The following is a 25,235-nucleotide window of genomic DNA, read 5'->3' as shown; positions in this document are numbered from 1 at the left end:
CGGTTTCGCTCCGGGTCACATGCGGAACACGCCGAAGCGGCTCTGTTCGATAGGGGCGTTGAGGGACGCGGACAAGGCCAGCGCCAGGACGTCGCGGGTCTGCGCCGGGTCGATGACGCCGTCGTCCCACAGCCGGGCGCTGGAGTAATACGGATGGCCCTGGTGTTCGTACTGATCGAGGATCGGCTGCTTGATCTCGGCTTCCTGGGCGGCGCTGAATGGCTGCCCGCCGCGTTCGGCCTGCTCGCGCTTGACCTGCACCAGCACCCCGGCGGCCTGCTCTGCGCCCATCACGCCGATCCGCGCGTTGGGCCACATCCACAGGAAACGTGGGTCGTAGGCGCGGCCGCACATGCCGTAGTTGCCGGCGCCGAAGCTGCCGCCGATGATCACCGTGAACTTCGGCACCTTGGCGCAGGCCACCGCGGTCACCAGCTTGGCGCCGTGCTTGGCGATGCCGCCGGCTTCGTATTTCTGCCCGACCATAAAGCCGGTGATGTTCTGCAGGAACAGCAGCGGGATGCCGCGCTGGCAGGCCAGTTCGATGAAGTGCGCGCCTTTCTGCGCGGCCTCGGCGAAGAGGATGCCGTTGTTGGCGAGGATGGCGATCGGGTAGCCGTGCAGGTGGGCGAAGCCGCACACCAGGGTGGTGCCGAACAGCGCCTTGAACTCATCGAAGAGCGAAGCGTCCACCAGCCGCGCGATGACTTCGCGCACATCGAAAGGTTGTTTGGCGTCCGCCGGAATCACCCCGTACAGCTCGTCGCTGGTATACAGCGGGGCGATCGGCGTGCGTTGCTGCAACTCGCCCTGCTTGCGCCAGTTGAGGTTGGCAATGCTGCGCCGGGCCAGGGCCAGGGCGTGTTCGTCGCTGTCGGCGTAGTGGTCGGCGACACCGGAGATCTTGCAGTGCACATCGGCGCCGCCAAGGTCTTCGGCGCTGACCACTTCACCGGTGGCGGCTTTCACCAGCGGCGGGCCGGCGAGGAAGATGGTGGCCTGTTCGCGGACCATGATCGCTTCGTCGGCCATGGCCGGCACGTAGGCGCCACCGGCGGTGCAGGAGCCCATGACCACGGCGATCTGCGGGATGCCCTGGGCGCTCATGTTGGCCTGGTTGAAGAAGATCCGCCCGAAGTGTTCGCGGTCGGGGAACACCTCGTCCTGGCGCGGCAGGTTGGCGCCGCCGGAATCCACCAGGTAGATGCAGGGCAGGCGGTTCTGCTGGGCGATGGTCTGGGCGCGCAGGTGTTTTTTCACGGTCAGCGGGTAATAGGAGCCGCCTTTCACCGTGGCGTCGTTGGCCACGATCATGCATTCGACGCCTTCGACCCGGCCGATGCCGGCAATCACCCCGGCGGCCGGCACGTCTTCGCCATACACCTGATACGCCGCCAGCTGGCTGACTTCGAGGAAGGGCGAGCCCGGGTCGAGCAGGCGGTTGATGCGCTCGCGCGGCAGCAGTTTGCCACGCGAGGTGTGCCGTTCCTGGGCCTTGGCGCCGCCGCCTTGCTGGACCTGGGCGAGCAGGGTGTGCAGGGCGTCGACCTGTTTGAGCATCGCTTCGCTGTTGGCGACAAACTCCGGCGAACGGGGATTGAGCTGGGTATGCAGGATAGCCATTCAGAACTCCGGGTCGAGAGTGATTGCGATGCTCTCGGCTTTCGCCGAGTCGAACCGCTCAGGGTCATAAACGAAGTGAATCCAGTTCGGCGTTTTGGCTTCTCTATTGATCGGCTCATAACCAAGAGTCCGCAATTGCTGTGCAATCTGTCCGCCGACGCGGCGTTGCTCGCTGGTCAGGGAGATCAATGCGACGAAGCCATCCGCAATGAAGTCCTGAACCATCTGTGAGATGGGGAAGGGGGAAGTGCTGTAGACCTTCATGGCGCTTCCTTACTTGGTTTCGTTGAACAGTTCGCGACCGATCAGCATGCGGCGGATTTCGCTGGTGCCGGCGCCGATTTCATACAGCTTGGCGTCGCGCAGCAGGCGGCCGGCGGGGAACTCGTTGATATAGCCGTTGCCGCCAAGGATCTGGATCGCGTCCAGAGCCATCTGGGTGGCGCGTTCGGCGCTGTAGAGGATCACCCCGGCGGCGTCCTTGCGCGTGGTCTCGCCGCGCTCGCAGGCCTGGGCCACGGCATACAGGTAGGCGCGGCTGGCGTTGAGCTGGGTGTACATGTCGGCGACCTTGCCCTGGATCAGCTGGAACTCGCCGATGCTCTGGCCGAACTGCTTGCGGTCGTGGATGTAGGGCACCACCAGGTCCATGCAGGCCTGCATGATCCCGGTCGGACCGCCGGAGAGCACCACGCGCTCGTAGTCCAGGCCGCTCATCAGTACCTTAACGCCGCCATTGAGCACGCCGAGGATGTTCTCTTCCGGCACTTCCACATCGTCGAAGAACAGCTCGCAGGTGTTGGAGCCGCGCATGCCCAGCTTGTCGAACTTGTTGCTGCGGCTGAAGCCTTTCCAGTCGCGCTCGACGATGAACGCGGTGATGCCGTGCGGGCCCTTTTCCAGGTCGGTCTTGGCGTAGATCACATAGGTGTTGGCGTCGGGGCCGTTGGTGATCCAGGTCTTGCTGCCGTTGAGCACATAGCGATCGCCACGCTTGTCGGCGCGCAGCTTCATCGAGACCACGTCGGAGCCGGCGTTGGGTTCGCTCATGGCCAGGGCGCCGATGTGTTCGCCGCTGATCAGCTTGGGTAGGTAGTGGCTTTTCTGTTGGTGGTTACCGTTGCGGTTGATCTGGTTGACGCAGAGGTTGGAGTGGGCGCCGTAGGAGAGGGCGACCGAGGCCGAGCCGCGGCTGATTTCTTCCATGGCCACCACGTGGGCCAGGTAGCCCAGGCCGGCACCGCCGTATTCTTCCGGCACGGTGATGCCCAGCAGGCCCATGTCGCCGAACTTGCGCCACATGTCGGCGGGGAACAGGTTGTCGATGTCGATCTGTGCCGCCCGTGGCGCCAGCTCGGCCTTGACGAAGGCCTGCACCTGGTCGCGGAGCATGTCGATGGTTTCGCCGAGGGCAAAGTTCAGGGTCGGATAGCTCATGGGGGCACCTTCAAACTTGTTTTTATGTCAGGGAGTCGGGCTGTGGAGAGCGGCTGATTCGGCTCTCACCTTTACGTTAACGTAAGCCTGCGACGGGTGGCTGTCAATCACCCTTTACGTAAACGTCAACTTGCGCCAGAGTAGGGGCGTTTTCGCTGGGGGCCAGGCTCCTTCGCTACATGCCTGGCTCATGCTTACCCACTAATAAAGACAATAGGGGTCATCATGGATCAACCCGCATCCGCGCCAGGGCGCAGCTACACTCGCGGCACGCAGGACAAGGCCTTGCTGGCGCTGACCATCGGTCAGGCGTTCGATCGCACGGTGGCGTCATATCCGCAAGGCGAAGCCCTGGTGGTGCGTCATCAGCAGTTGCGCTACAGCTGGCAGCAACTGGCCGAAACCGTCGATCTGCATGCCCGGGCGCTGCTGGCCCTGGGGCTCAAGACCGGCGACCGGCTGGGCATCTGGGCTCCCAACTGTGCCCAGTGGTGCATCAGCCAGTTCGCCAGCGCCAAGATCGGCGCGATCCTGGTGAACATCAATCCGGCCTATCGCAGCTCCGAACTGGAATACGTGCTCAAGCAGTCCGGCTGCCAGTGGCTGGTGTGCGCCGGCGCGTTCAAGACCTCCGATTACCACGCCATGCTCCAGGGCCTGGCGCCCGAGCTGGCGCAGCAGTCCATCGGCCAGCTGCAAAGCGAGCGCCTGCCGGATTTGCGCGGCGTGATCAGCCTCGATGCCCAGCCGCCGTCGGGCTTTCTGCCCTGGTCGCAGTTGGCCGACCTGGGGGCCGGTGTCAGCGTCGAAGCGCTGCGCGAACGCCAGGACAGCCTGGACCCCGACCAGGCGGTGAATATCCAGTACACCTCCGGCACCACCGGTTTCCCCAAGGGCGCGACCCTCAGCCACTACAATATCCTCAACAACGGTTACATGGTCGGCGAGAGCCTGGGCCTGGGCCACGAGGACCGCCTGGTGATCCCGGTGCCGCTGTACCACTGCTTCGGCATGGTCATGGGCAACCTGGGCTGCGTGACCCACGGCACGACCATGATCTACCCCAACGATGCCTTCGATCCGCTGCTGACCCTGGGCGCCGTGGCCGAGGAAAAGGCCACCGGGCTGTACGGCGTGCCGACCATGTTCATCGCCATGCTCGACCAGCCACGGCGTGCCGAGTTCGACCTGTCGAGCCTGCGCACCGGGATCATGGCCGGGGCCACCTGTCCGATCGAGGTGATGCGCCGGGTGATCAGCGAGATGCACATGAGCGAAGTGCAGATCGCCTACGGCATGACCGAAACCAGCCCGGTGTCGTTGCAGACCGGCCCGGCGGACGAGCTTGAGCTGCGCGTGACCACGGTCGGTCGCACCCAGCCGCAGCTGGAAAGCAAGATCATCGACGAGGCGGGCAATATCGTGCCGCGCGGCACCATCGGCGAGCTCTGCACCCGCGGTTACAGCGTGATGCTGGGCTACTGGAACAACCCCCAGGGCACGGCCGAAGCCATCGACCAGGCCGGCTGGATGCACACCGGCGACCTGGCGACCATGAACGAGCAGGGTTACGTGTGCATCGCCGGGCGTAACAAGGACATGATCATCCGCGGCGGCGAGAACATTTATCCGCGCGAGCTGGAGGAGTTTTTCTTCACCCACCCGGCGGTGGCCGACGTGCAGGTGATCGGTATCCCGTGCTCGAAATATGGCGAGGAGATCGTCGCCTGGATCAAGTTCCACCCTGGCCACAGCGCCAGCGAGGAGGAGCTGCAGGCCTGGTGCAAGGCGCGTATCGCCCACTTCAAGACGCCGCGTTACTTCAAGTTCGTCGAGGAATTCCCGATGACCGTGACCGGCAAGATCCAGAAGTTCAGGATGCGCGAGATCAGCATCGAGGAGTTGCGCGGGCATTCCTGAGCCATTCGAGCAGGCTCCCGCGAATATGTGCGGGAGCGGCTCGCGAGCCGTTTTGGGGCGCGCAGCCGAGGCAGGAGAGGGGAGGGAAACAGGAAGGCCGGAAAGCACAAAGGGGAGCCGAAGCTCCCCTTTAATTTTTGTCGTTGCGTGCTCTTTTTTTATTATTGAGGGGCGGTCTGTTGTTGTTTTTGGCAACCGTTACCCTTTACCGCTGTTTTTGGCGATCCCCATCCGGGATCAAGAGCAAACGTATTTTTTTGAGCGCTGATCTATTTTCTCGCTTGAGCGACCAACCAGTTCGGGAGCTACCTTGGGGTAGTTTTATTGTTCTCTGCCCGGTTGCGGGTGGCTCTTATTGTTAAAGACACCCTGGAAAACACATCCTCTCCAAAAAAATCTGTTAGCTGCGTCTCTGCCGTGTTGTTTTTGTTATGTCAGAGTCGTTTCGTCTTATTTTTATTAGCTTTGCTGCTTTTTATTCTTGTTATGCCAGAGATATAGCAGAAGCCATGCCAACTTTTTAAAATCCTTTAAAATCAATGGCTTGATAAAAACGGTCTTTCATCTGTACCGCTAGAAAATCGACAAACTGTTTCCGTGTTACCCGTTTCGAGCGTGCGCCAGAGCGGCCGGTAACACCCTGAAACAGGCGTCCCCTCAACCTGGGTAACGGGCTTTGGCGACGCGCGAGCCGGTGGGCCGCCCCAGCACGGAGCAGATCTGCTGGCCGGCGAGGATCAGGCGCTCCATGTCGATACCGGTTTCGATGCCCAGCCCGTTGAGCAGGTACAGCACGTCCTCGCTGGCGACGTTACCGCTGGCGCCCTTGGCATAGGGGCAGCCGCCGAGCCCGGCGATCGAGCTGTCGAACACCGCGATGCCCTCCAGCAGGCTGGCGTAGATATTGGCCAGGGCCTGGCCATAAGTGTCGTGGAAGTGCCCGGCGAGCTTGTCCCGCGGAACGTGGGCGGCCACCACCTCGAACATGCGGCGGGTAGCGCCGGCGGTGCCGGTGCCGATGGTGTCGCCCAGGGACACTTCGTAGCAGCCCATGCTGTACAGCTCGCGGGCGACCACGGCGACCTGTTCCGGCGCTACCTCGCCTTCGTAAGGGCAGCCCAGCACGCAGGACACGTAACCGCGCACGGTAACGCCTTGCTGTTTCGCTGCCTCCATGATCGGCACGAAGCGTTCCAGGCTCTCGCTGATGGAGCAGTTGATGTTGCGCTGGGAAAACGCCTCGGAGGCGGCGGCGAACACCGCGACTTCCTTGACCCCGGCGGCCAGGGCGTCTTCGAAACCGCGCAGGTTCGGGGCGAGGGCGCCGTAGGTCACCCCCGGCTTACGCTGGATCTGCGCGAACACCTCGGCGGACCCGGCCATCTGCGGCACCCATTTGGGCGAGACGAAACTGCCGACTTCTATATAGCCGAGCCCGGCCGCGCTCAGGGCATCCACCAGTTGCACCTTGTCGGCGACGCTGATGGGCTGGGCTTCGTTCTGCAAACCGTCGCGAGGACCGACTTCGACCAGGCGGACATGGGTGGGGAGGGACATGAGAGCTTTACCTATATTAAGTGGGCACTAATGTAGCCGCTGCCGCAGGCTGCGCTCGGCGACGAAGTCGACGCAAAACCAGGCGCTACGGTCTGTCTGGCAGATTGTCTGTGTTGCTGGCGCGGCCGCTTTGCGAGCGATCGCCTGGGGCGGTTACTGCACGGCGCTTTTCTGATTCTGGATGGTCTGCTCCAGCGCCTGGGTGCAGCGCTCTTCCGCGGTGTCAAGCTCCAGCTTCATCTGTTCGATGTCCAGCAACTGTTGCTCCAGCTGCTCACGGCGCTCGGCGATTTTCGCCAGCATGCTGTGCAGCTGTTTCAGATTGCCGCTGCTGGGGTCGTAGAGTTCGATCAGTTCGCGGCATTCGGCCAGGGAGAAGCCGATCCGCTTGCCGCGCAGGATCAGCTTCAGGCTGACCTTGTCCCGTGGCGAGTAGATGCGTTCCTGGCCACGGCGTTCGGGGGCGAGCAGGCCTTGTTCTTCATAGAAACGGATGGCCCGGGTGGTGATGTCGAGCTCGCGGGCAAGGTCGGAAATGCTGTAGGTCTGGCTGCTCATGGGGGCACTCGAAAAAGGTCTTGGCGTTAAGCTAATTCGAGGTTGACGTATACGTCAAGCAGGATGCCGCCCTATCTGTAGAAGCGAGGCTTGCCCGCGATGGGTACGCTGAGGTTTCCCTGAACCACCACGTTCTCCCTTATCGCGGGCAAGCGTTGCGCCTGCACATCACTTTTCGAGTTTTTTCTCGTGGGCCGTCACCTGCTGGCACAGCTCGATCATCTGCTCGCGCATCCAGCGGTTGGCCGGGTCCTGGTCGGTGCTTTCGTGCCAGTAGAGGTGGGTTTCCAGCGGCGGTACGTCGTTGACCGGCAGGTTGAACGCCTGCAGGTCATGGCGCCGGGCGAAGCGCTCGGGCACGGTCATGACCATGTCGGTCTGCTGCAGCACTTGCGAGGCCATCAGGTAATGCTGGGAACGCAGGGCGATCTTGCGCTGGATGCCCATCTTGCCCAGGGCCAGGTCGACGTAACCCAGGCCGCTGCGACGGCTGGAAATATGGATGTGGGTCAGCGACAGGTAGTCGTCGAGGCTGAGTTTTTCCTTGTTCGCCAGCGGGTGGCTCTTGCGCATGGCGCACACATAGCGGTCTTCCATCAGCTTGACGTGGCGGACCTGCGGGTCGGTGTTGAGCGGGGCATCGACGGCGAAATCCAGGCGGCCGGCGGCCAGTTCCTTGGTGGTTTCCCGGCGTTTGGACAGGAAGCTCTCGATGATCACCGTGGGCGCCAGGCGCCGCAGGCGCTGGAACAGCGGCGGCAGGATCACCGCCTCGGTCAGGTCGGTCATGCTGATGCGGTAGGTCTTGACCGCCTGCAAGGGGTTGAAGATGCGGCTTTCCTGCACCGACACCCGCAGCAGCGAAAGGGCGTTGCGCACCGGGCCGATGATGTTCTGCGCCATGGGCGTGGGCACCATGCCCTGGGCGGTCCGCACGAACAGCGGGTCGTTGAAGGTCTCGCGCAGGCGGGCCAGGGCGTTGGAGACAGCGGGCTGAGTGATGCCGACGATCTGCCCGGCGCGGGTCAGGTTGGCTTCGGTGTAGATCGCGTCGAAGACGATGAAAAGGTTGAGGTCGACCTTGCTCAGATTCATTGCGCTGCACTCTTATTGTTAGGGTCGGGAGGGATGGGTTGATGACCTGCCTGATCAGTCAATCATATATCGGTGATGAATGTTAATACACGCCGAGAATAGGCTAGGTAAATTTTCGTAAGCTGTTCTAGCATCGGTTCCATGCCCTCAACCACCTCGCCAAGAAGGTAGCTGCCCATGGATTTCGCCTATTCACCCAAGGTTCAGGAACTGCGTGAGCGCGTGACCGCGTTTATGGACACTTATGTCTATCCGGCTGAAGCGGTGTTCGAGCGCCAGGTCGCCGAAGGCGATCGCTGGCAGCCGACGGCGATCATGGAAGAGCTCAAACTCAAGGCCAAGGCCGAGGGCCTGTGGAACCTGTTCCTGCCCGAGTCGGAACTCGGCGCCGGCCTGACCAACCTCGAATACGCGCCGCTGGCGGAAATCATGGGCCGCTCCCTGCTGGGGCCGGAACCGTTCAACTGTTCGGCACCGGACACCGGCAACATGGAAGTGCTGGTGCGTTACGCCAATGAAGAGCAGAAGCAACGCTGGCTGGAGCCGCTGCTGCGCGGCGAGATCCGCTCCGCCTTCGCCATGACCGAGCCGGACGTGGCGTCGTCCGATGCCACCAACATGGCGGCCCGCGCCGTGCGCGATGGCGACGAATGGGTGATCAACGGCAAGAAGTGGTGGACTTCGGGGGCCTGCGACCCGCGCTGCAAGATCCTGATCTTCATGGGCCTGAGCAACCCGGACGCGCCGCGCCACCAGCAGCATTCGATGATCCTGGTGCCGGTCGATACCCCCGGGGTGAAGATTGTCCGGCCGCTGCCGGTGTTCGGTTACGACGACGCCCCCCACGGCCATGCCGAAGTGCTGTTCGACAATGTGCGGGTGCCGTACGAGAACGTGCTGCTGGGCGAAGGCCGTGGTTTCGAGATCGCCCAGGGCCGCCTTGGCCCGGGTCGGATTCACCACTGCATGCGTTCGATCGGCATGGCCGAGCGCGCGCTGGAACTGATGTGCAAGCGTGCGGTGAGCCGTACCGCTTTCGGCAAGCCGCTGGCGCGCCTGGGCGGCAATATCGACAAGATCGCCGACTCGCGGATGGAGATCGACATGGCGCGCCTGCTGACCCTGAAGGCGGCGTACATGATGGACACCGTCGGTAACAAGGTGGCGAAAAGCGAAATTGCCCAGATCAAGGTGGTGGCGCCGAACGTGGCCTTGAAGGTGATCGACCGGGCCATCCAGATTCATGGCGGGGCCGGGGTCTCCAACGATTTCCCGCTGGCCTACATGTACGCCATGCAGCGCACCTTGCGCCTGGCCGACGGCCCGGACGAAGTACACCGCGCGGCCATCGGCAAGTTCGAAATCGGCAAGTACGTGCCCAAGGAAATGCTGCGCAGCGGGCATTAAAAGCGATCGCGGGCAAGCCTCGCTCCTACGGAAGAATCTGTAGAAGCGAGGCTTGCCCGCGAAGCGTCCTCGATTACCCCGCTGGTTTCTCTCTCAATACACCCAGACTTCCACCCGCCGATTCTTGATCCGCCCCTCGTCCGCGGTATTGGCCGCGACCGGCATCTGCGCGCCAAAACCGCGGATCTCGCGCAACACCACACCGTTTCTCACCAGCTCCCGGCGCACCGTCATGGCTCTGAGCTTGGACAGCAGCGCCGCGCGGGCCGGATCGTTCTTGGCATCGCCGAAGCCGACCAGGGTCACGCGCTTGGCCAGCTTGTCGTGCCGCTTGAGAAAGTCCAGGACCCGTGGCAGGTCCTGGCGCGCCTTGTTGTCGAGGGTGGCGCTGCCTTCCTCGAAGCGAAAGTTCACGGTCAGGCGCTGCGCCTGCCGGGCGATGGCCTGGTAACCCTCGGGCATCTGCGGGGCGGGGGCGACACTCATGGCCAGCACCGTCTGGGCGATAAAACCGTTGGTCGCGACTATGGCCTGGCCCCTGGCGCTTTGGGCGAAACGCACCAGGGCCCTGGCCCAGGGATTTTGCTCATCGGGCGGCAGGTAGAAGTACAGGCGCCGTGACAATGGGTAGTCCTCGGTGGCGATCAGGCTGTCGAGGGGCAGCATCGGTTGCGAGCCGCCGTCGACGATCGCCACGGCCTTGGCCTGGCGCACATAAGGCAGGCCGATAAAACCGATGCCCTGGGGATCGCGGCTGACCGCGTCGGAGAGTTGTTCGCTGGACTCGAAGCGTTTCGCCGTGGCGCTCAGGTTCCTGTCGCGGCGGGCCAGCACCAGTTCCTTGAAGGTGTCGTAGGTGCCGGAGCGGTCATCGCGGGCGTACAGGTGAATGGCGCCGCCGACGCCGCCCAGTTCTTCCCAGGTTTTCACCTCGCCGCTGAACACCCGCGCCAGTTGTTCGGTGTCCAGTCGCGTCAGCGGGTTGTGCGGGTGGAGGATGATGGCCAGGCCGTCGATGGCGATCACCTGTTCGGCGTCGGGGTCTTTCAGGTCGCCGAGGGCTTCCAGCTCCACCAGTTCGCTGTCCTTGATCGGCCGCGACGCGGCGGCGAGGTCGGCGCTGGCGTTCTTCAACGCGGCAAAGCCGGTACTGGAGCCATGCGCGGCGATCTCGACGACAACGCGCCGGCCCTGGGCACTCTGGCCGGTCACCCGACGCTCGTTGTCTTTGCCCGTCGCCTCGATCCGTATATCGAGCAAACCCTGTTCTTGCATCAGGCCCTTGACCAGGGCCGGGCCCAGCGCGGCACCGATGGTGTTGGAACCCTGGATGCGCAGCACCGGCTGGTTGTCGCCGGCCAGGGGCAGGGCGGCGAACACCGACCAGGGCAGGGCGTAGCAGACGAAGCCGACCAGCAGCAGGCAGAGGGTTCGGCACCAGAGGTCCGGTTCACTGACGGTGGAGACGCGTGACATGCGGCAATGGCCTTCTATGGCGGGAGCGAGTGCGGCGAGATTAAGTCAGGGAGGTGACGGGGATGTGACAGTTGATGGGGGTAATCGGAGCGTTCCCCAGGCTTTTCAGAATGCTCTTAAAGACCCGGCACGGCGGGCTCAGTAGAGTTGAAAACTTTGTCTGGAGGGGAATTGGCGCACGCCGACTCTCGTCGTCACCAGGCGTCGATGCAGCCCTGGCTGCAATTTGCTTGTGTCAAAGGAGTATGAAATGAGTGGCTGGTTCGAGCTGAAGCAATATGGCAGCGGTGGTTTCAGGTTCTTGCTGAAGTCCAAGGACGCGCAGACCATGCTTCAAAGCGACCGTTACCCTTGTCGTGAGAGTGTCGAGGCAGCCATTGCGCTGCTCCGCAAGCACTGCACGTCCCCGGGTAGTTACGAAAAGAAGATCGCCCCCGGTGGCAAACCTTACTTCAATCTCAAGGCCGGCAAGGAGGTGATCCTGGTCAGCCACTTGTATGACTCGGAGCCGACCCGTGAGTCCGCCATCGAGGCCATCATGCAGGCTGGCACCAGCACCCGGGTCGAGCTGTGTTGAGACGCTGAAGCAATAAAAAAGCCCATCTCAGGATAGGCTTTTTTGTGCCGGGCGATCAGCTCAGCTCGAGCCAGATCGGTGCGTGGTCGGAAGGTTTCTCCATGCCGCGCAGGTCGTAGTCGACCCCGGCATCCTTGATCCGTGGCAGCAGGCCGCGAGAGGCCATGATCAGGTCGATGCGCAGGCCGCGCTTGGGCTCGTCCTCGAAACCGCGGCTGCGGTAGTCGAACCAGCTGAAGCGATCGGCCACCTCGGGATTGAGGTGACGGAAACTGTCCACCAGGCCCCAGTTCTTCAGGCGGGCCATCCACTCGCGCTCTTCCGGCAGGAAGCTGCACTTGCCGGTTTTCAGCCAGCGTTTCATGTTGTCCGGGCCGATGCCGATGTCGCAGTCTTCCGGGGAAATGTTCACGTCGCCCATGACCAGCAGCGGCTGCTCGTTGCTGAAGCGGGTTTCCAGCAGGTGCTGCAGGTCGCTGTAGAAGCGCTGCTTGGCCGGGAACTTGGTGGGGTGGTCGCGGCTTTCGCCCTGGGGGAAGTAGCCGTTCATGATGGTCACCGGGGTGCCATCGGCATCGGCGAAGGTGCCCCAGATAAAACGTCGCTGGGCATCTTCATCGTCGCCATCGAAGCCTTTGTACAGGTCCAGCGGCGCCAGGCGCGAGAGCAGGGCGACGCCGTAGTGGCCTTTTTGCCCGTGGTAATGCACGTGATAACCCAGCGCCTGGACTTCGGCCAGGGGGAACTGGTCGTCCGACACCTTGGTTTCCTGCAGGCCGATGACGTCCGGTTGATGCTTTTCGATCAGCGCCGCCAACTGATGGGGGCGGGCGCGCAGCCCGTTGATGTTGAACGAGACGATCTTCATGGTCGGCAGTCCTGGCAAAACTGCGATGCTAGCCGACAAGTCGCGCGGCGGCCAGCGTGGCGGCAGGGCAGATGCGCTGCTAAGGTCGATGGGCGGTGGAACGATCACGAGCCTGAAAGGTTCGTAGCTATAACAACCGCGCAGAAGAACGCCGCCACCCAGCGCGGTCACTTCAAGCCGGGCCCAGGGGAGACCAATCGCCATGCCTGAAACCTCGACTGCCATCGCCGACATTCACATGCTCGACAGCGGCTACGCCCGCGAAGCCCGTTCCCTGCTGTACCAGGCTTATCGCCATGAGCCGACCTTCGCTTATCTGTTCGAGTCCGAACGCCCGGGTTACGAACAACGGGTGCGGGCCACGGTGCGGGAGCTGGTCAAGCAGCACTTCATTCAGGACCTGCCGGCCATCGGCCTGCTGGTCAATGACCGGCTGATCGGCATCGCCCTGATCGCGCCGCCCCAGCGTCGCCTGGGTATTACCGAGAGTTGGGCCTGGCGCCTGCGGATGGTGCTCAGTACCGGTTTCCGTTGCACCCGGCGTTACCTGGACTATCACGCCGCGGTGCTGGGTTGCCTGCCCAGCGATTCGGTGCACGTCCTGCCCTTGCTGGGGATTCATCCGCAATTCCAGGGCAAGCACTTCGGCGAGCAGTTGCTGCAGGCGGTGCACAACTGGTGCGCGGTGGACGAACACTCCCAGGGTGTGGTGCTGGACACCGGCAACCCGCGTTACCTGGCGTTCTATGAGCGCCAGGGTTATGAAGAGATTGGCGAGATCGCCGTCGGTCCGGTCCGCGAGCACGTTTTCTTTCACGCCAACCCGCAGGTTCTGCAAAGCGCGATCGGCTGAACAGAACTTTCCTCACATTTGTGCGCTCTATCGGGCTCCCAGCTCGTGATAGCATTCGCGCCTATGAAGTTTTCAGGAAGATTCACCAGCGGCTTGTTGCTGCTGTTCACAAGCTGTGCGGCACTGGCGCAAAGCGAATTGGACGTCAGGGTCAAACCCTCCAACGATGAACTCAAGGCCAATGTGGAAGGCTACATCGGCGGGGTGGGCGATCGCGACGAGGAAGCCCTGTTGCGTTTCAGCCGTGGCGCCGAGGAGCAGGCCCGCAAGGCCGCCCAGGCCCTGGGCTACTACCAGCCGCAGATCAGCAGCGAAGTCAAAGGCGGCGAAAAGCCGCGTTTGGTGCTGAATATCGATCCTGGCGAGCCGGTGCACCTGCGCAACGTCACCATCCGGGTCGACGGCCCGGCGGCCTCCCTCAAGGGCTTTCGTGTGCCCAGGAGCGACCAGCTGAAAAGCGGCGCGGTCCTCAATCACGGTCATTACGAAGACGCCAAGCGGCTGATCCAGAACCAGGCGTCGCGCTACGGCTTTTTCAGCGGGCGCTTCACCCGGCAGAAGCTGGCGGTGGACCCCCAGGCCGGGGTGGCGGATATCGAGCTGGTCTACGAAAGCGGTCCGCGTTACGCCTTGGGCAAGGTCAGTTTTGCCGGCGATACGCCGTTCGACGAAGACCTGCTGCAACGCATGGTGCCGTTCAAGGCCGGTACTCCCTACGATTCTGAACTGATCGCCGAGCTTAACCAGGCGCTGCAATCGAGCGGTTACTTCGAGGGCGTGCGGGTCGACGCGGCGCCGACCGCGGCCGCCGCCGAGGTGATTCCGGTGGCGGTCCAGCTGGAAACCCGCAAGCCGCGCACCATGGGCCTGGGCCTGGGCTTTTCCACCGACGTCGGGCCGCGGGCCAAGGCCAACTGGACCCGACACTGGGTCAACGCCCAAGGCCACAGCTATGGCTGGGAGGCGGAAGTCTCCGCGCCACGGCAGAACGTCGGCCTGTTCTACGACATACCGCTGGACCCGCCGCTGACCGACAAGCTGCGTTTTGCCGGCGGCTACCAGAACGAAGAAATCGCCAACACCGACACCCTGAGTAAACTGCTCACCCTCGGTCCCGAGTGGCACAGCAAGTTGCCCAGCGGCTGGCAGCGGGTCATCTCGTTGAAGTGGCAACGCGAGGAATACCGCCTTGGCGACGACTCGGGCCTGAGTACCCTATTGATGCCCGGCATCAGCTATTCCTACCTGCGCAGCGATAACCGCATCGACCCGCACAACGGCTATCGCCTGCAATTCGACAGCAAGGTGGCCAAGGAAGGGCTGGGCTCGGACACCAACCTGTTATATGGCACCGTGCTGCTCAAGGGCCTGACCACGGTATGGGACAACCATCGTTTCCTCGGCCGGGTGCAGTTTGGTGGCAGCGCCACCAACGGTTACAAGAAGGTTCCGCCGTCGCTGCGCTTTTTCGCCGGTGGCGATCAGAGTGTGCGCGGCTACGACTACCAGAGCCTGTCGCCGGAGAACTCCGACGGCGACCGGATCGGCGGGCGCTACATGGTGGCCGGCAGCCTCGAGTATCAGTACTCCATCGCGGAAAAATGGCGCCTGGCGACCTTTGTCGACCAGGGCAACTCCTTCGACAAACTTGAACTGCCGAACCTCAAGACCGGGGTCGGTGTCGGTGTGCGCTGGGTGTCCCCGGTGGGGCCGATCCGCCTCGACCTGGCCCATGCGCTGGACGATGACGGCGGCATTCGCTTGCACTTTTCCATGGGGCCTGAGCTGTGAAGCGTGGTTTGAAGATCGTGGCGCTGGCGCTGCTTGTGCTGGTGGCGGTGCTGGTACTGGCGCTGGCTTCGATACTCGGCACCCAGGCCGGCAGTCGCTGGGCCCTGGGCCTGGTGCCGGGCTTGAGCGTGGAAAACTTCGCCGGCCACTTAGGCGGACAGTGGAGCGCCGATCACCTGTTGTGGCAGCAGGACAGCAGCCGGGTCGAACTCCAGGCGCCGAAATTCGCCTGGTCGCCGGCGTGCCTGATGCGCATGACCCTGTGCATCGAGCAACTGGACGTGGAGCAGGTCAGCCTGCAATTCCCGCCGGGCGCGGAAGAACAAAGCAGCGGCCCGATCAGCCTGCCGGATCTGCAGTTGCCTGTGGCTATCGAGCTGGGGCAGGTGCGGGTCGGTAGCTTGCAATTCAATGGCAGCGAGGCGCTCAAGGGCCTGCAACTGGCGGTGCAGTGGACGGCCAAGGGCCTGCAGATCGACTCGGTGAGCCTGCAACGCGACGACCTCAGCCTGAAGCTTTCGGGGTTGTTGTCGCCCAGCGGCGACTGGCCACTGAGCGCCACCGGTACCCTGACCCTGCCGGCGCCCGGCAGCGAACCCTGGGCGCTGGCGCTGAAGGTCGACGGCGACCTGTTGAAGACCCTCAAGCTTGCGGCCGACAGCAGCGGTTACCTGCAAGGCCGGTTGAGCGGTGAGCTGCAACCGCTGGCGGAGAACCTGCCGGCCCAGGTGCGGATCACCGCCGATGGCTTCAAGGCCAGCGCCGAGCTGCCCGATACCCTGATGCTCAATCAGCTGGAACTGACCGGCAAAGGCGACCTCAAGACGGGTTACCAACTGCTGGGCAAGGCCACTCTGCCGGCCGAGCAGGGGCCGGTGGCCCTGGCGCTGCAAGGCAAGGTCGACGCCAAGGGCGCGCAGATTGCCGCGCTGGACCTGAGCGCCAACGACAAGCAGAACCTCAAGCTGACCGGTCAGCTGGACTGGAGCCAGGGCCTGAACGCCGAAGCCAGGCTCGACTGGCTGGATTTCCCCTGGCATCGCCTGTACCCGCTGATCGAAGAGCCCGCGGTGGCGGTGCGCCGCTTCACGGCCGAGGTCGCCTATCGCGATGGTAACTATCTGGGCAACTTCAAGGGCGACCTCGATGGCCCGGCGGGGGCGTTCAGCCTCAGCAGCCCGTTCAGCGGCGACCTGACGAAAATCTTCCTGCCCCAGTTCAAGCTGGCCGCCGGCCAGGGCAAGGCCGAAGGCCACCTGAACCTGCAATTCGCCGATGGCATCGCCTGGGATACCGCCCTGGATCTGTCGGCGATCAACCCGGCGTACTGGGTCGCCGAGCTACCGGGCACTTTGGCCGGGCCGCTGCGCAGCCAGGGCGAAATGAAGAACGAGCAACTCAAGCTCAACGCCGACCTCGACCTCAAAGGCAAGTTGCGCGGCCAGCCCGCGGTGCTGCAGGCCAAGGCCGATGGCGCTGGCGAGCAGTGGAACCTGAACACCCTGGACATCCGCCTGGGCGACAACCGCATCAACGGTTCCGGGCGCCTGCAACAGCGTTTGGCCGGGCAACTCGATATCAAGCTGCCGCGTCTCGGCCAGCTGTGGCCCGAGCTGCGTGGCCAGCTCAACGGCCGCCTCGATGTGGCGGGCACCCTGAAGGCGCCGAAGGGCAAGCTCGACCTGCAAGGCCAGCAACTGGTGTTCGCCGACAATCGCCTGCAGAGCCTCAAGCTCGATGCCAACCTGGACAGCGCGCAACGGGCGCAAATCGACCTCAAGGGGGCCGGCATCCAGGTCGGCGAAACCGCGCTGGGCACACTGACGGCCAGCGGCCAGGGCGATATCAAGAACCAGAAGCTGCAACTGGACCTGCAAGGCCCGCAGCTCAAGCTGGCACTGGGCCTGGACGGCAAGCTGGACCAGGGCAACTGGCGCGGGCGCCTGGCCAGCGGCGATATCCAGACCGGTGGCCAGGACTGGAGGCTGCAAGCCCCGGCCAAGCTCGAATACCTGGCCGACGGCAAGCTCAACTTCGGCGCCCATTGCTGGGCCAGTGGCGATGCCAGCCTTTGCGGCGAGGATCAGCGGCTGATGCCCGAGCCCAGGTTGCGCTACCACCTCAAGCAGTTCCCGATCGACAGCCTCGCGCAGTGGTTGCCCAAGGACTTTGCCTGGAAGGGCCGGCTCAACGCCGATATCAAGCTGGACGTACCGGCCGACGGCCCGCAGGGGCGGATCCTGCTGGACGCCAGCGGCGGCACCTTGCGGGTCAAGGAAAAGCAGCAGTGGCTGGACTTCCCGTACCAGACGCTGAAACTCGACACCACCCTCAACCCCAAGCGTATCGACACCCAGCTGGCGTTCAGTGGCGGCAAGCTCGGCGAGCTGATGCTACAGGCGCAGATCAATCCGCTGCCGAAAAACAAGCCGCTGTCCGGCGAGTTCCGCCTCAGCGGCCTGGACCTGGCGGTGGCGCGACCGTTCGTGCCGATGGTCGAGAAGCTCACCGGCACCCTCAATGGCAGCGGGCGCATCTCCGGCGGTCTGCTGGCGCCGCAGGTCAATGGCAACCTGGCCCTTAGTGGTGGCGAAGTTTCCGGCCCTGAATTGCCCATCAGTCTCCAGGACCTGCAATTGCAGGCGCTGATCGCCGGTGAAAGCGTGCAGTTGAGCGGCGGCTGGAAGAGCGGCAAGGCCGGCCAGGGCAGCCTGAACGGCAATATCGCCTGGGGCCAGGCGCTGGTGGTGGACCTGAACCTGAAAGGCTCGCAACTGCCGGTCACCGTCGAGCCCTATGCGGTGCTGGACGTGGCGCCGGACCTGAAGATCTCGATGAAGGACGACAAGCTGGCGATCGCCGGCAAGGTCCATGTGCCCAAGGGCGAGATCACCATCCGTGAATTGCCGCCATCGACGGTCAAGGTGTCGGACGACACGGTGATCATCGGCCACCAGACCGAGGAGGGCAAAGCGCCGATGGCCATGGCGATGGACATCGACGTGGTGGTCGGCGAGGACAAGCTCAGCTTCACCGGTTTCGGCCTGACCGCCAACCTGCAAGGCCACGTGCACATCGGCGACAACATGGACACCCGTGGCGAACTGTGGCTCAACGACGGCCGCTACCGCGCCTACGGCCAGCGCCTGACCGTGCGCCGGGCGCGCCTGCTGTTCGCCGGGCCGATCGACCAGCCGTACCTGGACATCGAGGCGATTCGCCAGACCGATGACGTGATCGCCGGTATCCGCCTCAGTGGCAGTGCCGAACAACCGACCACGCAGATCTTCTCGGAGCCGGCGATGAGCCAGGAACAGGCGCTGTCTTACCTGGTGCTCGGGCGTCCCTTGAGCACCACCGGCGAGGACAACAACATGTTGGCGCAAGCCGCCCTGGGCCTGGGCCTGATGGGCAGTTCGAACATCACCGGCGGGCTGGCCAAGGACCTGGGGATCGACGACTTCCAGCTCGACACCCAGGGCAGCGGCAACACCACCAGCGTGGTGGCCAGCGGCAATATCTCCGAGCGGCTCAGCCTGCGTTACGGGGTGGGGGTCTTCGAGCCGGCCAACACCATCGCCCTGCGCTACAAGCTGAGCAAAAAGGTCTACCTGGAAGCGGCCAGTGGCGTCGCCAGCTCGCTGGATATCTTCTACAAGCGCGACTTCTAGCTCGTCGGCAATCCAGTCCCCTTTGGCGAGGGGGCTGGCGTTCACCACCGCGCTCCTCCTGCTGGTAATTCTCCCGCCGATTTTCGACTTCAAGGCTTCCCATTAATTAGCTTAATAGTGAGCATGCTAATTATTGTTTGGATATTGGCTGCCTAGGCAGTAACATCTCGACATACTTTCGCTGCCTAGGCAGCTAACAGGTGGTCAGATGAAGCACTTCACCCCAGACGATTTCCACAATTGCCACCTCGGGCTCTTGCTGGGCCGCGCGGCCCTGCTCAAGGACCGGATCATCGACACCCACATGGAACCCCACGGCATCACCGCCGCGCAGTTCAAGGTGCTGATCATCATGGCCCAGTTCGGCGTCGACACTCCGGCCGAGCTGTGCCGCCACCTGTCCCTGGACAGCGGTTCCATGACCCGCATGCTCGATCGCCTGGAGCAGAAGGATTTCCTCGCCCGCCAACGCTCGGAGCACGACCGCCGCCAGGTGCGCCTGGTGCTCACCGAGGAGGGCCAGAAGCTCGCCGACTGCCTGCCGCACATCGGCGCCAACGCCATGAATGAACTGGCCGGCGCCATTACCCCCGAAGAGTTGAAAACCCTGGAACAGATCCTCAAGAAAATTTTGCTGGCGGCCGGTGACCCGATCACCGTGTTGCGGGTAGGTGATAAGTAAATGAGCAGTAAAATCTTGCGTGCCCGTTTGAGCCTGGTGCTGCTGGCCATGAGCCTGGCTGGATGTGCCAACTACAGTGGCCTGACAACCGAAGGGGTGAGCCTCGATGCCAAATCCCTCAAGGCCGGACAATCCCTGAGTGGCGTGACCCTGTCGCCGGCGGCCTGGCCGAAGAGCGACTGGTGGAAGAGCCTGGGCGATCCACAGCTCGATGGCTTGATCCGCGAAGCCCTGCACGACAGCCCCGACATGCAGATCGCCAGTGCCCGCGCCCACCAGGCCAGCGCGGCGGCCTATGCCGCGGACGCGGCACGCATGCCGACCCTGGACGCCAGCGGCAGTGTCAGCCGCTCGCGCCTGTCCCGTTCGCAGGACCCGAGCGGGCAGGGCGACAACTACAGCACGATGCGCAGCCTGACAGGCAACTTCAATTACACCTTCGACCTCTGGGGCGGCCAGCGCGATACCTGGGAAGCCGCCCTGGGCCAGGCCCGCGCCGCCGAGATCGATCGCCAGGCCGCGCAACTGACCCTGGCCGCCGACGTGGCCCGGGCCTACAGCGATCTGGGCCAGGCGCATATCGTCCATGACCTGGCCACTGAAGACCTCAAGCGCACCCGGCAGATGCTCGACCTGAGCCAGAAACGCCTGAGTTCGGGCATCGACAGCCAGTACCAGTACCAGCAGACCGAAAGCCTGGAGGCCAGCTCTGAAGCCAGCCTGATCGATGCCGAGAAAAACCTGCAGAGCGCCAAGATCGCCCTCGCGGTATTGCTCGGCAAAGGCCCGGACCGGGGCAACGAAATCGCCCGGCCGAAAGTCTTGCAGGCCAGCGCGGTGGCCCTGCCATCGGTGCTGCCGGCGGAACTGCTGGGCCGCCGTCCGGACCTGGTGGCCGCGCGCTGGCGGGTCGAGGCGGCGAGCAAGAGCATCGACGCCGGCAAGACCAACTTCTATCCCAACCTCAACCTGAGCGCCGCTGCCGGCACTCAAGCGTTGCTGGGGGACGCGATGTTCGGATCGGCCAGCCGCTTCTTCAACATCGCCCCCACCGTGTCGCTGCCGATCTTCGACGGTGGCCGCCTGCGCGCCGACCTGGATGCCCGGGACGCCGACTACGACCTGGCCGTGGCGCAGTACAACAAGAGCCTGGTGAATGCCCTGGGGGATGTCAGCGACACCATCTCCCAGCTGCGTGACATCGGTCGGCAGATCGCCGCCCAGCAACACGCCACCGACATCGCCCAGGACTCCTACGACACCGTGGTCCAGCGCTACGGCTCGGGGATCGGCAATTACCTGGACGTGCTCAGCATCGAGCAGCAATTACTGCAGGCCCAGCGTCAGCTGGCGACCCTGAATGCCCAGCAGATCGACCTGTCGATCCAACTGATGCAGGCCCTGGGCGGTGGTTTCCAGACCGACAATCTGGCCGCGGCCACCCCGACCCCAGCCTCGCGCACTCAATAATTCAAGGTACTCATCATGGCCACTGCCGCAACCAACAACGCTCCCGAAAACACCCCGGACACCGCCAACCCGCGCAAGCGCAAGGTCATGCTGCTGGGCCTGGTGGCGCTGATCGTCCTGGGCGGGCTGGGGGTCTTTGCCTGGTATGAACTCTACGGACGCTGGAATGAAGGCACCGACGACGCCTATGTGAACGGCAACGTGGTGGAAATCACCCCGCTGGTCACCGGTACGGTGGTCAGCATCGGCGCCGACGATGGCGACCTGGTCCACGAAGGCCAGGTGCTGATCAACTTCGACCCCAACGATGCCGAGGTCGGCCTGCAAAGCGCCGAGGCCAACCTGGCCCGCACTGTGCGCCAGGTGCGCGGGCTGTACAGCAATGTCGACGGCATGCGCGCCCAGGTGGCAGCGCAGAAGGCCGAAGTGCAGAAGGCCCAGGACAACTTCAACCGTCGTCGGACCCTCGCCAGCAGCGGGGCGATTTCCCAGGAAGAACTGTCCCACGCCCGCGACGACCTGACCTCGGCGCAGAACGCCCTGGCCAATGCCCAGCAGCAGCTCAACACCACCAACGCGCTGGTGGACGACACTGTGGTGTCGAACCATCCGGACGTGCAGGCGGCCGCCGCACAGTTGCGCCAGGCCTACCTGACCAACGCCCGCAGCACCCTGATCGCCCCGGTGACCGGTTATGTCGCCAAGCGCACTGTGCAACTGGGCCAGCGGGTACAGCCGGGCACCGCGTTGATGGCGGTGATTCCGCTCGACCAGCTGTGGATCGACGCCAACTTCAAGGAAACCCAGCTGCGTGACATGCGCATCGGCCAGCCGGTGGACATCGAAGCCGATATCTACGGCAGCGACGTCAAGTACAGCGGCACCATCGACAGCCTGGGCGCCGGTACCGGCAGTGCCTTCGCCCTGTTGCCGGCGCAGAACGCCACCGGCAACTGGATCAAGATCGTGCAGCGGGTGCCGGTGCGCATCCATGTGAATACCGAAGAGCTGGCCAGGCACCCGCTGCGGGTCGGCCTGTCGACGGTGGTCAACGTCGACCTGCATGACCAGAGCGGCCCGGTGCTGGCCCAGCAGCCGCCACAAAAGGCGTCGTTCAGCACCAACGTCTACGACCGCCAATTGAGCGAAGCCGATGCCCTGATCGCCCGCCTGATCCACGACAACAGCGCCGCCATCGGCAAGACCGCGCAGCGCTGATTCGCCGATCCCTCTGCTGCGGCCGTTAGCGGCCGCGGCGCCTGCCTCGCTTCATAGGATTCGCGATGAGCAATAACGCCTCTTTCACGCCGCCCAGCCTGTTGCTCAGCACCATCGGCCTGTCGCTGGCGACCTTCATGCAGGTGCTCGACACCACCATCGCCAACGTGGCCTTGCCGACCATCTCGGGCAACCTCGGGGTGAGTTCGGAGCAGGGCACCTGGGTGATCACCTCGTTTGCCGTGAGCAACGCCATCGCCTTGCCGCTGACCGGCTGGCTGAGCCGGCGCTTCGGCGAGGTGAAGCTGTTTATCTGGGCCACCCTGCTGTTCGTGCTGGCCTCCTTCCTCTGCGGGATTTCCACCTCCATGCCCGAGCTGGTGGGCTTTCGTGTGCTGCAAGGGGTGGTGGCCGGGCCGTTGTACCCGATGACCCAGACCCTGCTGATCGCGGTCTACCCGCCGGCGAAAAGGGGCATGGCCCTGGCGCTGCTGGCGATGGTCACGGTGGTGGCGCCGATTGCCGGGCCGATTCTCGGCGGCTGGATCACCGACAGTTACAGCTGGCCGTGGATCTTCTTCATCAACGTGCCGATCGGCCTGTTCGCCGCCTGGGTGGTCAAGCAGCAGCTGAAGGCGCGGCCGGTGGTGACCAGCCGCCAACCGATGGACTACATCGGCCTGCTGAGCCTGATCGTCGGCGTCGGTGCCTTGCAGATCGTGCTCGACAAGGGCAACGACCTGGACTGGTTCGAATCCAACTTCATCATCATCGGCACGCTGATTTCGGTGATTGCCCTGGCGGTGTTCGTGATCTGGGAAATGACCGACCGCCATCCGGTGGTCAACCTGCGGTTGTTCGCCCACCGCAACTTCCGCATCGGCACCATCGTGCTGGTGGGCGGTTATGCCGGCTTCTTCGGCATCAACCTGATCCTGCCGCAGTGGTTGCAGACCCAGATGGGCTACACCGCGACCTGGGCCGGCCTGGCGGTGGCGCCGATCGGTATCCTGCCGGTGCTGATGTCGCCTTTCGTCGGCAAGTACGCGCACAAGTTCGACCTGCGCTTGCTGGCCGGGCTGGCGTTCCTGGCGATCGGCCTGAGCTGCTTCATGCGTGCCGGCTTCACCAACGAGGTGGACTTCCAGCACATCGCCCTGGTGCAACTGTTCATGGGTATTGGCGTGGCGCTGTTCTTCATGCCGACCCTGAGCATCCTGATGTCGGACCTGCCGCCGCACCAGATCGCCGATGGCGCCGGCCTGGCCACTTTCCTGCGGACCCTGGGCGGCAGCTTCGCCGCGTCGTTGACCACCTGGATCTGGATCCGCCGGGCGAACGAGCACCATGCCTACATGAGTGAGCACATCAGCAGCTTCGAGCCGGCCACCCGCGATGCCCTGAACGCCTTGGGCGGTGCCAGCAACCAGGCCTACGCGCAGCTGGACCAGGTGCTGACCGGGCAGGCGTACATGATGTCCACCGTGGACTATTTCACGCTGCTGGGCTGGAGCTTCATGGCGCTGATCCTGCTGGTGTGGCTGGCCAAGCCACCGTTCACCGCCAAGGCCGGGCCGGCGTCGGCGGGGCATTGAGGGTGCGGTAGGGCAGAGGAATTATCGCGAGCAAGCTCGTTCCTACAAAAAGGTACGTCTTCCTGTAGGAGCGAGCTTGCTCGCGATTGAACGCACAGCGTTCGCCTGGAAGGCCTCGCAAGGCCCTTCGGGCCTTATTGCAGCCTGCGGCGGCGCTACAGGCGGGGCAATGCCTGCTGTGACGGCACGAAGTCGAAAGCCGCCAGCTGGAAGCCCTGCTCATCCACCTGCAAGGCCCAGCCCTGACGGTCCCAGTCGCCCAGCACGATGCGCTTGGCGGCCTGGTCGCCGATCTGCAATTTGTGGATGGCCGGGCGGTGGGTGTGGCCGTGGACCAGGGTCCGCACCTTGAATGCCTGCATGATCCGCGGCACTTCGTCCGGGGTCACGTCGACGATGTCGTTGGCCTTCATGCGGGTTTGCGCGCGGCTTTCATTGCGCAGCTTGCGCGCCAGCTTGTGTCGGGTGCGCAGCGGCAGGTGCCTGAGGATCCACAACGAAACCGGATTGCGCAGGTAGCGGCGCATGCGCATATAGGCTTCGTCGCGGGTGCACAGGCTGTCGCCGTGCATCAGCAGCACCGGCTCGCCGTAGAAGTCGACCACGCTCGGGTCCTTGAGCAGGGTCGCGCCCGCGGCCTTGCAGAAGGCCTTGCCAAGCATGAAGTCGCGATTGCCATGCATCAGGAAAACCTGCGTGCCGCTGTCGCTGAGCTCGCGCAGTGCTTGGCAAATGGAAAGCTGGTAGGGGGTCATGGCGTCGTCGCCGATCCAGACCTCGAAGAAATCTCCCAGGATATACAGCGCTTGCGCCGAGCGGGCACGCCCGCCCAGTAAATCCAGAAACGCCCGGGTAATGTCCGGGCGCTCCTCTTCCAGATGCAAATCTGAAATCAGCAGTATCACTCAACGATCTCGGCTTTCTCGATGATCACGTCTTCTGCCGGTACGTCCTGGTGGCCGGCCTTCATGGTGGTGGCCACGCCTTTGATCTTGTCGACCACTTCGGTGCCGGCAACCACTTTGCCGAATACCGCGTAGCCCCAGCCCTGCACGGTCTTGCCGCTGTGGTTGAGGAAGCTGTTGTCAGCGACGTTGATGAAGAACTGCGCGGAAGCCGAATGCGGCTCCATGGTGCGGGCCATGGCGACGGTGTACTTGTCGTTGGAAAGACCGTTGTCGGCTTCGTTCTGGATGCTTGGACGCTTGTCTTTCTTTTCTTTCATGCCTGGCTCGAAACCGCCGCCCTGGATCATGAAGTTACCGATGACGCGGTGGAACACGGTGTTTTCGTAATGACCGGCTTTAACGTATTCGATGAAGTTGGCCACGGTGACCGGGGCTTTCTCGGCGTTCAGTTCCAGCACGATGTCGCCGTGGTTGGTGGTCAGTTTGACTTGGGTCATGATCGGTACTCTTTATAAGGAGGAGCGTTTTC

The 25,235-nt window shown here is 63.6% G+C and carries 20 protein-coding genes; 10 read left to right on the top strand and 10 right to left on the bottom strand.

All coding sequences use genetic code 11. From position 1 onward, the window contains the following. Positions 1-15 precede the first annotated feature (15 nt). The 3 genes from BMY68_RS23400 to BMY68_RS23390 are packed head-to-tail and all read right to left on the bottom strand — an operon-like array spanning position 16 to position 3,060. Complete coding sequence (locus BMY68_RS23400) at positions 16-1,623, bottom strand: carboxyl transferase domain-containing protein (RefSeq protein WP_085534103.1); 1,608 nt, start codon at positions 1,621-1,623, stop codon at positions 16-18. Further along, positions 1,624-1,887, bottom strand: coding sequence for a hypothetical protein (locus BMY68_RS23395; RefSeq protein ID WP_085534105.1), 264 nt, complete (start codon positions 1,885-1,887; stop codon positions 1,624-1,626). It abuts the gene before it with no gap. Between the two features lie 9 nt (positions 1,888-1,896). Then, positions 1,897-3,060, bottom strand: coding sequence for an isovaleryl-CoA dehydrogenase (locus tag BMY68_RS23390; RefSeq protein ID WP_085534106.1), 1,164 nt, complete (start codon positions 3,058-3,060; stop codon positions 1,897-1,899). 225 nt (positions 3,061-3,285) lie between these two features. Here BMY68_RS23390 and BMY68_RS23385 point away from each other — a divergent pair, with 225 nt between their 5' ends. Continuing rightward, positions 3,286-4,980: an AMP-binding protein gene (locus BMY68_RS23385; protein WP_009044617.1), complete on the top strand. Its 1,695-nt coding sequence runs from the start codon at positions 3,286-3,288 to the stop codon at positions 4,978-4,980. 657 nt (positions 4,981-5,637) lie between these two features. On the opposite strand, the gene BMY68_RS23380 is transcribed toward BMY68_RS23385, so the two are convergent. From BMY68_RS23380 to BMY68_RS23370, 3 genes are all read right to left on the bottom strand, one after another. Continuing rightward, a complete protein-coding gene (locus tag BMY68_RS23380) occupies positions 5,638-6,537 on the bottom strand; it encodes a hydroxymethylglutaryl-CoA lyase (RefSeq protein ID WP_009044616.1) in 900 nt (299 codons plus the stop codon). A gap of 153 nt (positions 6,538-6,690) precedes the next feature. Then, entirely contained in the window at positions 6,691-7,095 is a 405-nt protein-coding gene (locus BMY68_RS23375) for a MerR family transcriptional regulator (RefSeq protein ID WP_007929654.1), read from the bottom strand. Between the two features lie 168 nt (positions 7,096-7,263). Beyond that, the gene (locus BMY68_RS23370) at positions 7,264-8,190 is read right to left on the bottom strand and encodes a LysR family transcriptional regulator (protein WP_009044615.1); all 927 of its coding nucleotides are present in this window, start codon (positions 8,188-8,190) and stop codon (positions 7,264-7,266) included. A 177-nt stretch (positions 8,191-8,367) separates the two neighbouring features. Between BMY68_RS23370 and BMY68_RS23365 the strand changes: the two genes are divergently transcribed. Beyond that, positions 8,368-9,597 carry an acyl-CoA dehydrogenase gene (locus BMY68_RS23365; protein ID WP_009044614.1) on the top strand — a complete coding sequence of 410 codons (1,230 nt, stop codon included), beginning with the start codon at positions 8,368-8,370 and terminating at the stop codon, positions 9,595-9,597. Positions 9,598-9,690: 93 nt separating this feature from the next. Here the strand turns inward: BMY68_RS23365 and BMY68_RS23360 are convergent, their stop codons facing one another. Then, the gene (locus BMY68_RS23360; protein ID WP_085534108.1) at positions 9,691-11,073 is read right to left on the bottom strand and encodes a substrate-binding domain-containing protein; all 1,383 of its coding nucleotides are present in this window, start codon (positions 11,071-11,073) and stop codon (positions 9,691-9,693) included. Positions 11,074-11,323: 250 nt separating this feature from the next. Here BMY68_RS23360 and BMY68_RS23355 point away from each other — a divergent pair, with 250 nt between their 5' ends. Then, the gene (locus BMY68_RS23355; RefSeq protein ID WP_062825314.1) at positions 11,324-11,650 is read left to right on the top strand and encodes a YegP family protein; all 327 of its coding nucleotides are present in this window, start codon (positions 11,324-11,326) and stop codon (positions 11,648-11,650) included. Positions 11,651-11,705: 55 nt separating this feature from the next. On the opposite strand, the gene xthA is transcribed toward BMY68_RS23355, so the two are convergent. After that, complete coding sequence (gene xthA / locus BMY68_RS23350; protein WP_062825315.1) at positions 11,706-12,518, bottom strand: exodeoxyribonuclease III; 813 nt, start codon at positions 12,516-12,518, stop codon at positions 11,706-11,708. A 202-nt stretch (positions 12,519-12,720) separates the two neighbouring features. Between xthA and BMY68_RS23345 the strand changes: the two genes are divergently transcribed. From BMY68_RS23345 to BMY68_RS23315, 7 genes are all read left to right on the top strand, one after another. After that, positions 12,721-13,371, top strand: a complete 651-nt coding sequence (locus tag BMY68_RS23345) for a GNAT family N-acetyltransferase (protein WP_085534109.1) — start codon at positions 12,721-12,723, stop codon at positions 13,369-13,371. 63 nt (positions 13,372-13,434) lie between these two features. Beyond that, a complete protein-coding gene (locus tag BMY68_RS23340; protein ID WP_085534111.1) occupies positions 13,435-15,162 on the top strand; it encodes an autotransporter assembly complex protein TamA in 1,728 nt (575 codons plus the stop codon). Next, positions 15,159-18,833, top strand: a complete 3,675-nt coding sequence (locus BMY68_RS23335) for a translocation/assembly module TamB domain-containing protein (RefSeq protein WP_085534113.1) — start codon at positions 15,159-15,161, stop codon at positions 18,831-18,833. The genes BMY68_RS23340 and BMY68_RS23335 overlap by 4 nt, the downstream gene beginning before the upstream one ends. 208 nt (positions 18,834-19,041) lie before the next feature. Beyond that, a complete protein-coding gene (locus tag BMY68_RS23330) occupies positions 19,042-19,515 on the top strand; it encodes a MarR family winged helix-turn-helix transcriptional regulator (protein ID WP_009044607.1) in 474 nt (157 codons plus the stop codon). Then, on the top strand, positions 19,516-20,985 hold the full coding sequence (locus BMY68_RS23325; protein ID WP_085534115.1) for an efflux transporter outer membrane subunit: 1,470 nt from the start codon (positions 19,516-19,518) through the stop codon (positions 20,983-20,985). 15 nt (positions 20,986-21,000) lie between these two features. Continuing rightward, the gene (locus BMY68_RS23320) at positions 21,001-22,203 is read left to right on the top strand and encodes an HlyD/EmrA/EmrK family protein (RefSeq protein WP_085534116.1); all 1,203 of its coding nucleotides are present in this window, start codon (positions 21,001-21,003) and stop codon (positions 22,201-22,203) included. A gap of 65 nt (positions 22,204-22,268) precedes the next feature. Further along, a complete protein-coding gene (locus BMY68_RS23315; RefSeq protein WP_085534118.1) occupies positions 22,269-23,798 on the top strand; it encodes a DHA2 family efflux MFS transporter permease subunit in 1,530 nt (509 codons plus the stop codon). A 155-nt stretch (positions 23,799-23,953) separates the two neighbouring features. On the opposite strand, the gene lpxH is transcribed toward BMY68_RS23315, so the two are convergent. Beyond that, positions 23,954-24,703: a UDP-2,3-diacylglucosamine diphosphatase gene (gene lpxH / locus BMY68_RS23310; RefSeq protein WP_007929635.1), complete on the bottom strand. Its 750-nt coding sequence runs from the start codon at positions 24,701-24,703 to the stop codon at positions 23,954-23,956. Further along, positions 24,700-25,203, bottom strand: coding sequence for a peptidylprolyl isomerase (locus BMY68_RS23305; RefSeq protein ID WP_009044603.1), 504 nt, complete (start codon positions 25,201-25,203; stop codon positions 24,700-24,702). Before BMY68_RS23305 ends, lpxH begins: the two co-directional genes overlap by 4 nt. Positions 25,204-25,235 lie beyond the last annotated feature (32 nt).

This window comes from Pseudomonas sp. NFACC41-3 (assembly GCF_900109505.1).
GTDB lineage: Bacteria > Pseudomonadota > Gammaproteobacteria > Pseudomonadales > Pseudomonadaceae > Aquipseudomonas > Aquipseudomonas chlororaphis.
Note: the sequence above shows the minus strand (reverse complement) of the source record. Positions and strands in the feature narration are given on the sequence as shown.

Excerpts from the sequence above, each read along its gene's own strand:
- BMY68_RS23390 (WP_085534106.1), bottom strand. The coding sequence starts at position 3,060 with ATGAGCTATCCGACCCTGAACTTTGCCCTCGGCGAAACCATCGACATG.
- BMY68_RS23320 (WP_085534116.1), top strand. The coding sequence starts at position 21,001 with ATGGCCACTGCCGCAACCAACAACGCTCCCGAAAACACCCCGGACACC.
- BMY68_RS23360 (WP_085534108.1), bottom strand. The coding sequence starts at position 11,073 with ATGTCACGCGTCTCCACCGTCAGTGAACCGGACCTCTGGTGCCGAACC.
- BMY68_RS23365 (WP_009044614.1), top strand. The coding sequence starts at position 8,368 with ATGGATTTCGCCTATTCACCCAAGGTTCAGGAACTGCGTGAGCGCGTG.
- BMY68_RS23325 (WP_085534115.1), top strand. The coding sequence starts at position 19,516 with ATGAGCAGTAAAATCTTGCGTGCCCGTTTGAGCCTGGTGCTGCTGGCC.
- BMY68_RS23340 (WP_085534111.1), top strand. The coding sequence starts at position 13,435 with ATGAAGTTTTCAGGAAGATTCACCAGCGGCTTGTTGCTGCTGTTCACA.
- BMY68_RS23385 (WP_009044617.1), top strand. The coding sequence starts at position 3,286 with ATGGATCAACCCGCATCCGCGCCAGGGCGCAGCTACACTCGCGGCACG.
- BMY68_RS23305 (WP_009044603.1), bottom strand. The coding sequence starts at position 25,203 with ATGACCCAAGTCAAACTGACCACCAACCACGGCGACATCGTGCTGGAA.
- BMY68_RS23315 (WP_085534118.1), top strand. The coding sequence starts at position 22,269 with ATGAGCAATAACGCCTCTTTCACGCCGCCCAGCCTGTTGCTCAGCACC.
- xthA (WP_062825315.1), bottom strand. The coding sequence starts at position 12,518 with ATGAAGATCGTCTCGTTCAACATCAACGGGCTGCGCGCCCGCCCCCAT.
- BMY68_RS23345 (WP_085534109.1), top strand. The coding sequence starts at position 12,721 with ATGCCTGAAACCTCGACTGCCATCGCCGACATTCACATGCTCGACAGC.
- BMY68_RS23380 (WP_009044616.1), bottom strand. The coding sequence starts at position 6,537 with ATGTCCCTCCCCACCCATGTCCGCCTGGTCGAAGTCGGTCCTCGCGAC.
- BMY68_RS23375 (WP_007929654.1), bottom strand. The coding sequence starts at position 7,095 with ATGAGCAGCCAGACCTACAGCATTTCCGACCTTGCCCGCGAGCTCGAC.
- BMY68_RS23355 (WP_062825314.1), top strand. The coding sequence starts at position 11,324 with ATGAGTGGCTGGTTCGAGCTGAAGCAATATGGCAGCGGTGGTTTCAGG.
- BMY68_RS23395 (WP_085534105.1), bottom strand. The coding sequence starts at position 1,887 with ATGAAGGTCTACAGCACTTCCCCCTTCCCCATCTCACAGATGGTTCAG.
- BMY68_RS23370 (WP_009044615.1), bottom strand. The coding sequence starts at position 8,190 with ATGAATCTGAGCAAGGTCGACCTCAACCTTTTCATCGTCTTCGACGCG.
- BMY68_RS23330 (WP_009044607.1), top strand. The coding sequence starts at position 19,042 with ATGAAGCACTTCACCCCAGACGATTTCCACAATTGCCACCTCGGGCTC.
- BMY68_RS23400 (WP_085534103.1), bottom strand. The coding sequence starts at position 1,623 with ATGGCTATCCTGCATACCCAGCTCAATCCCCGTTCGCCGGAGTTTGTC.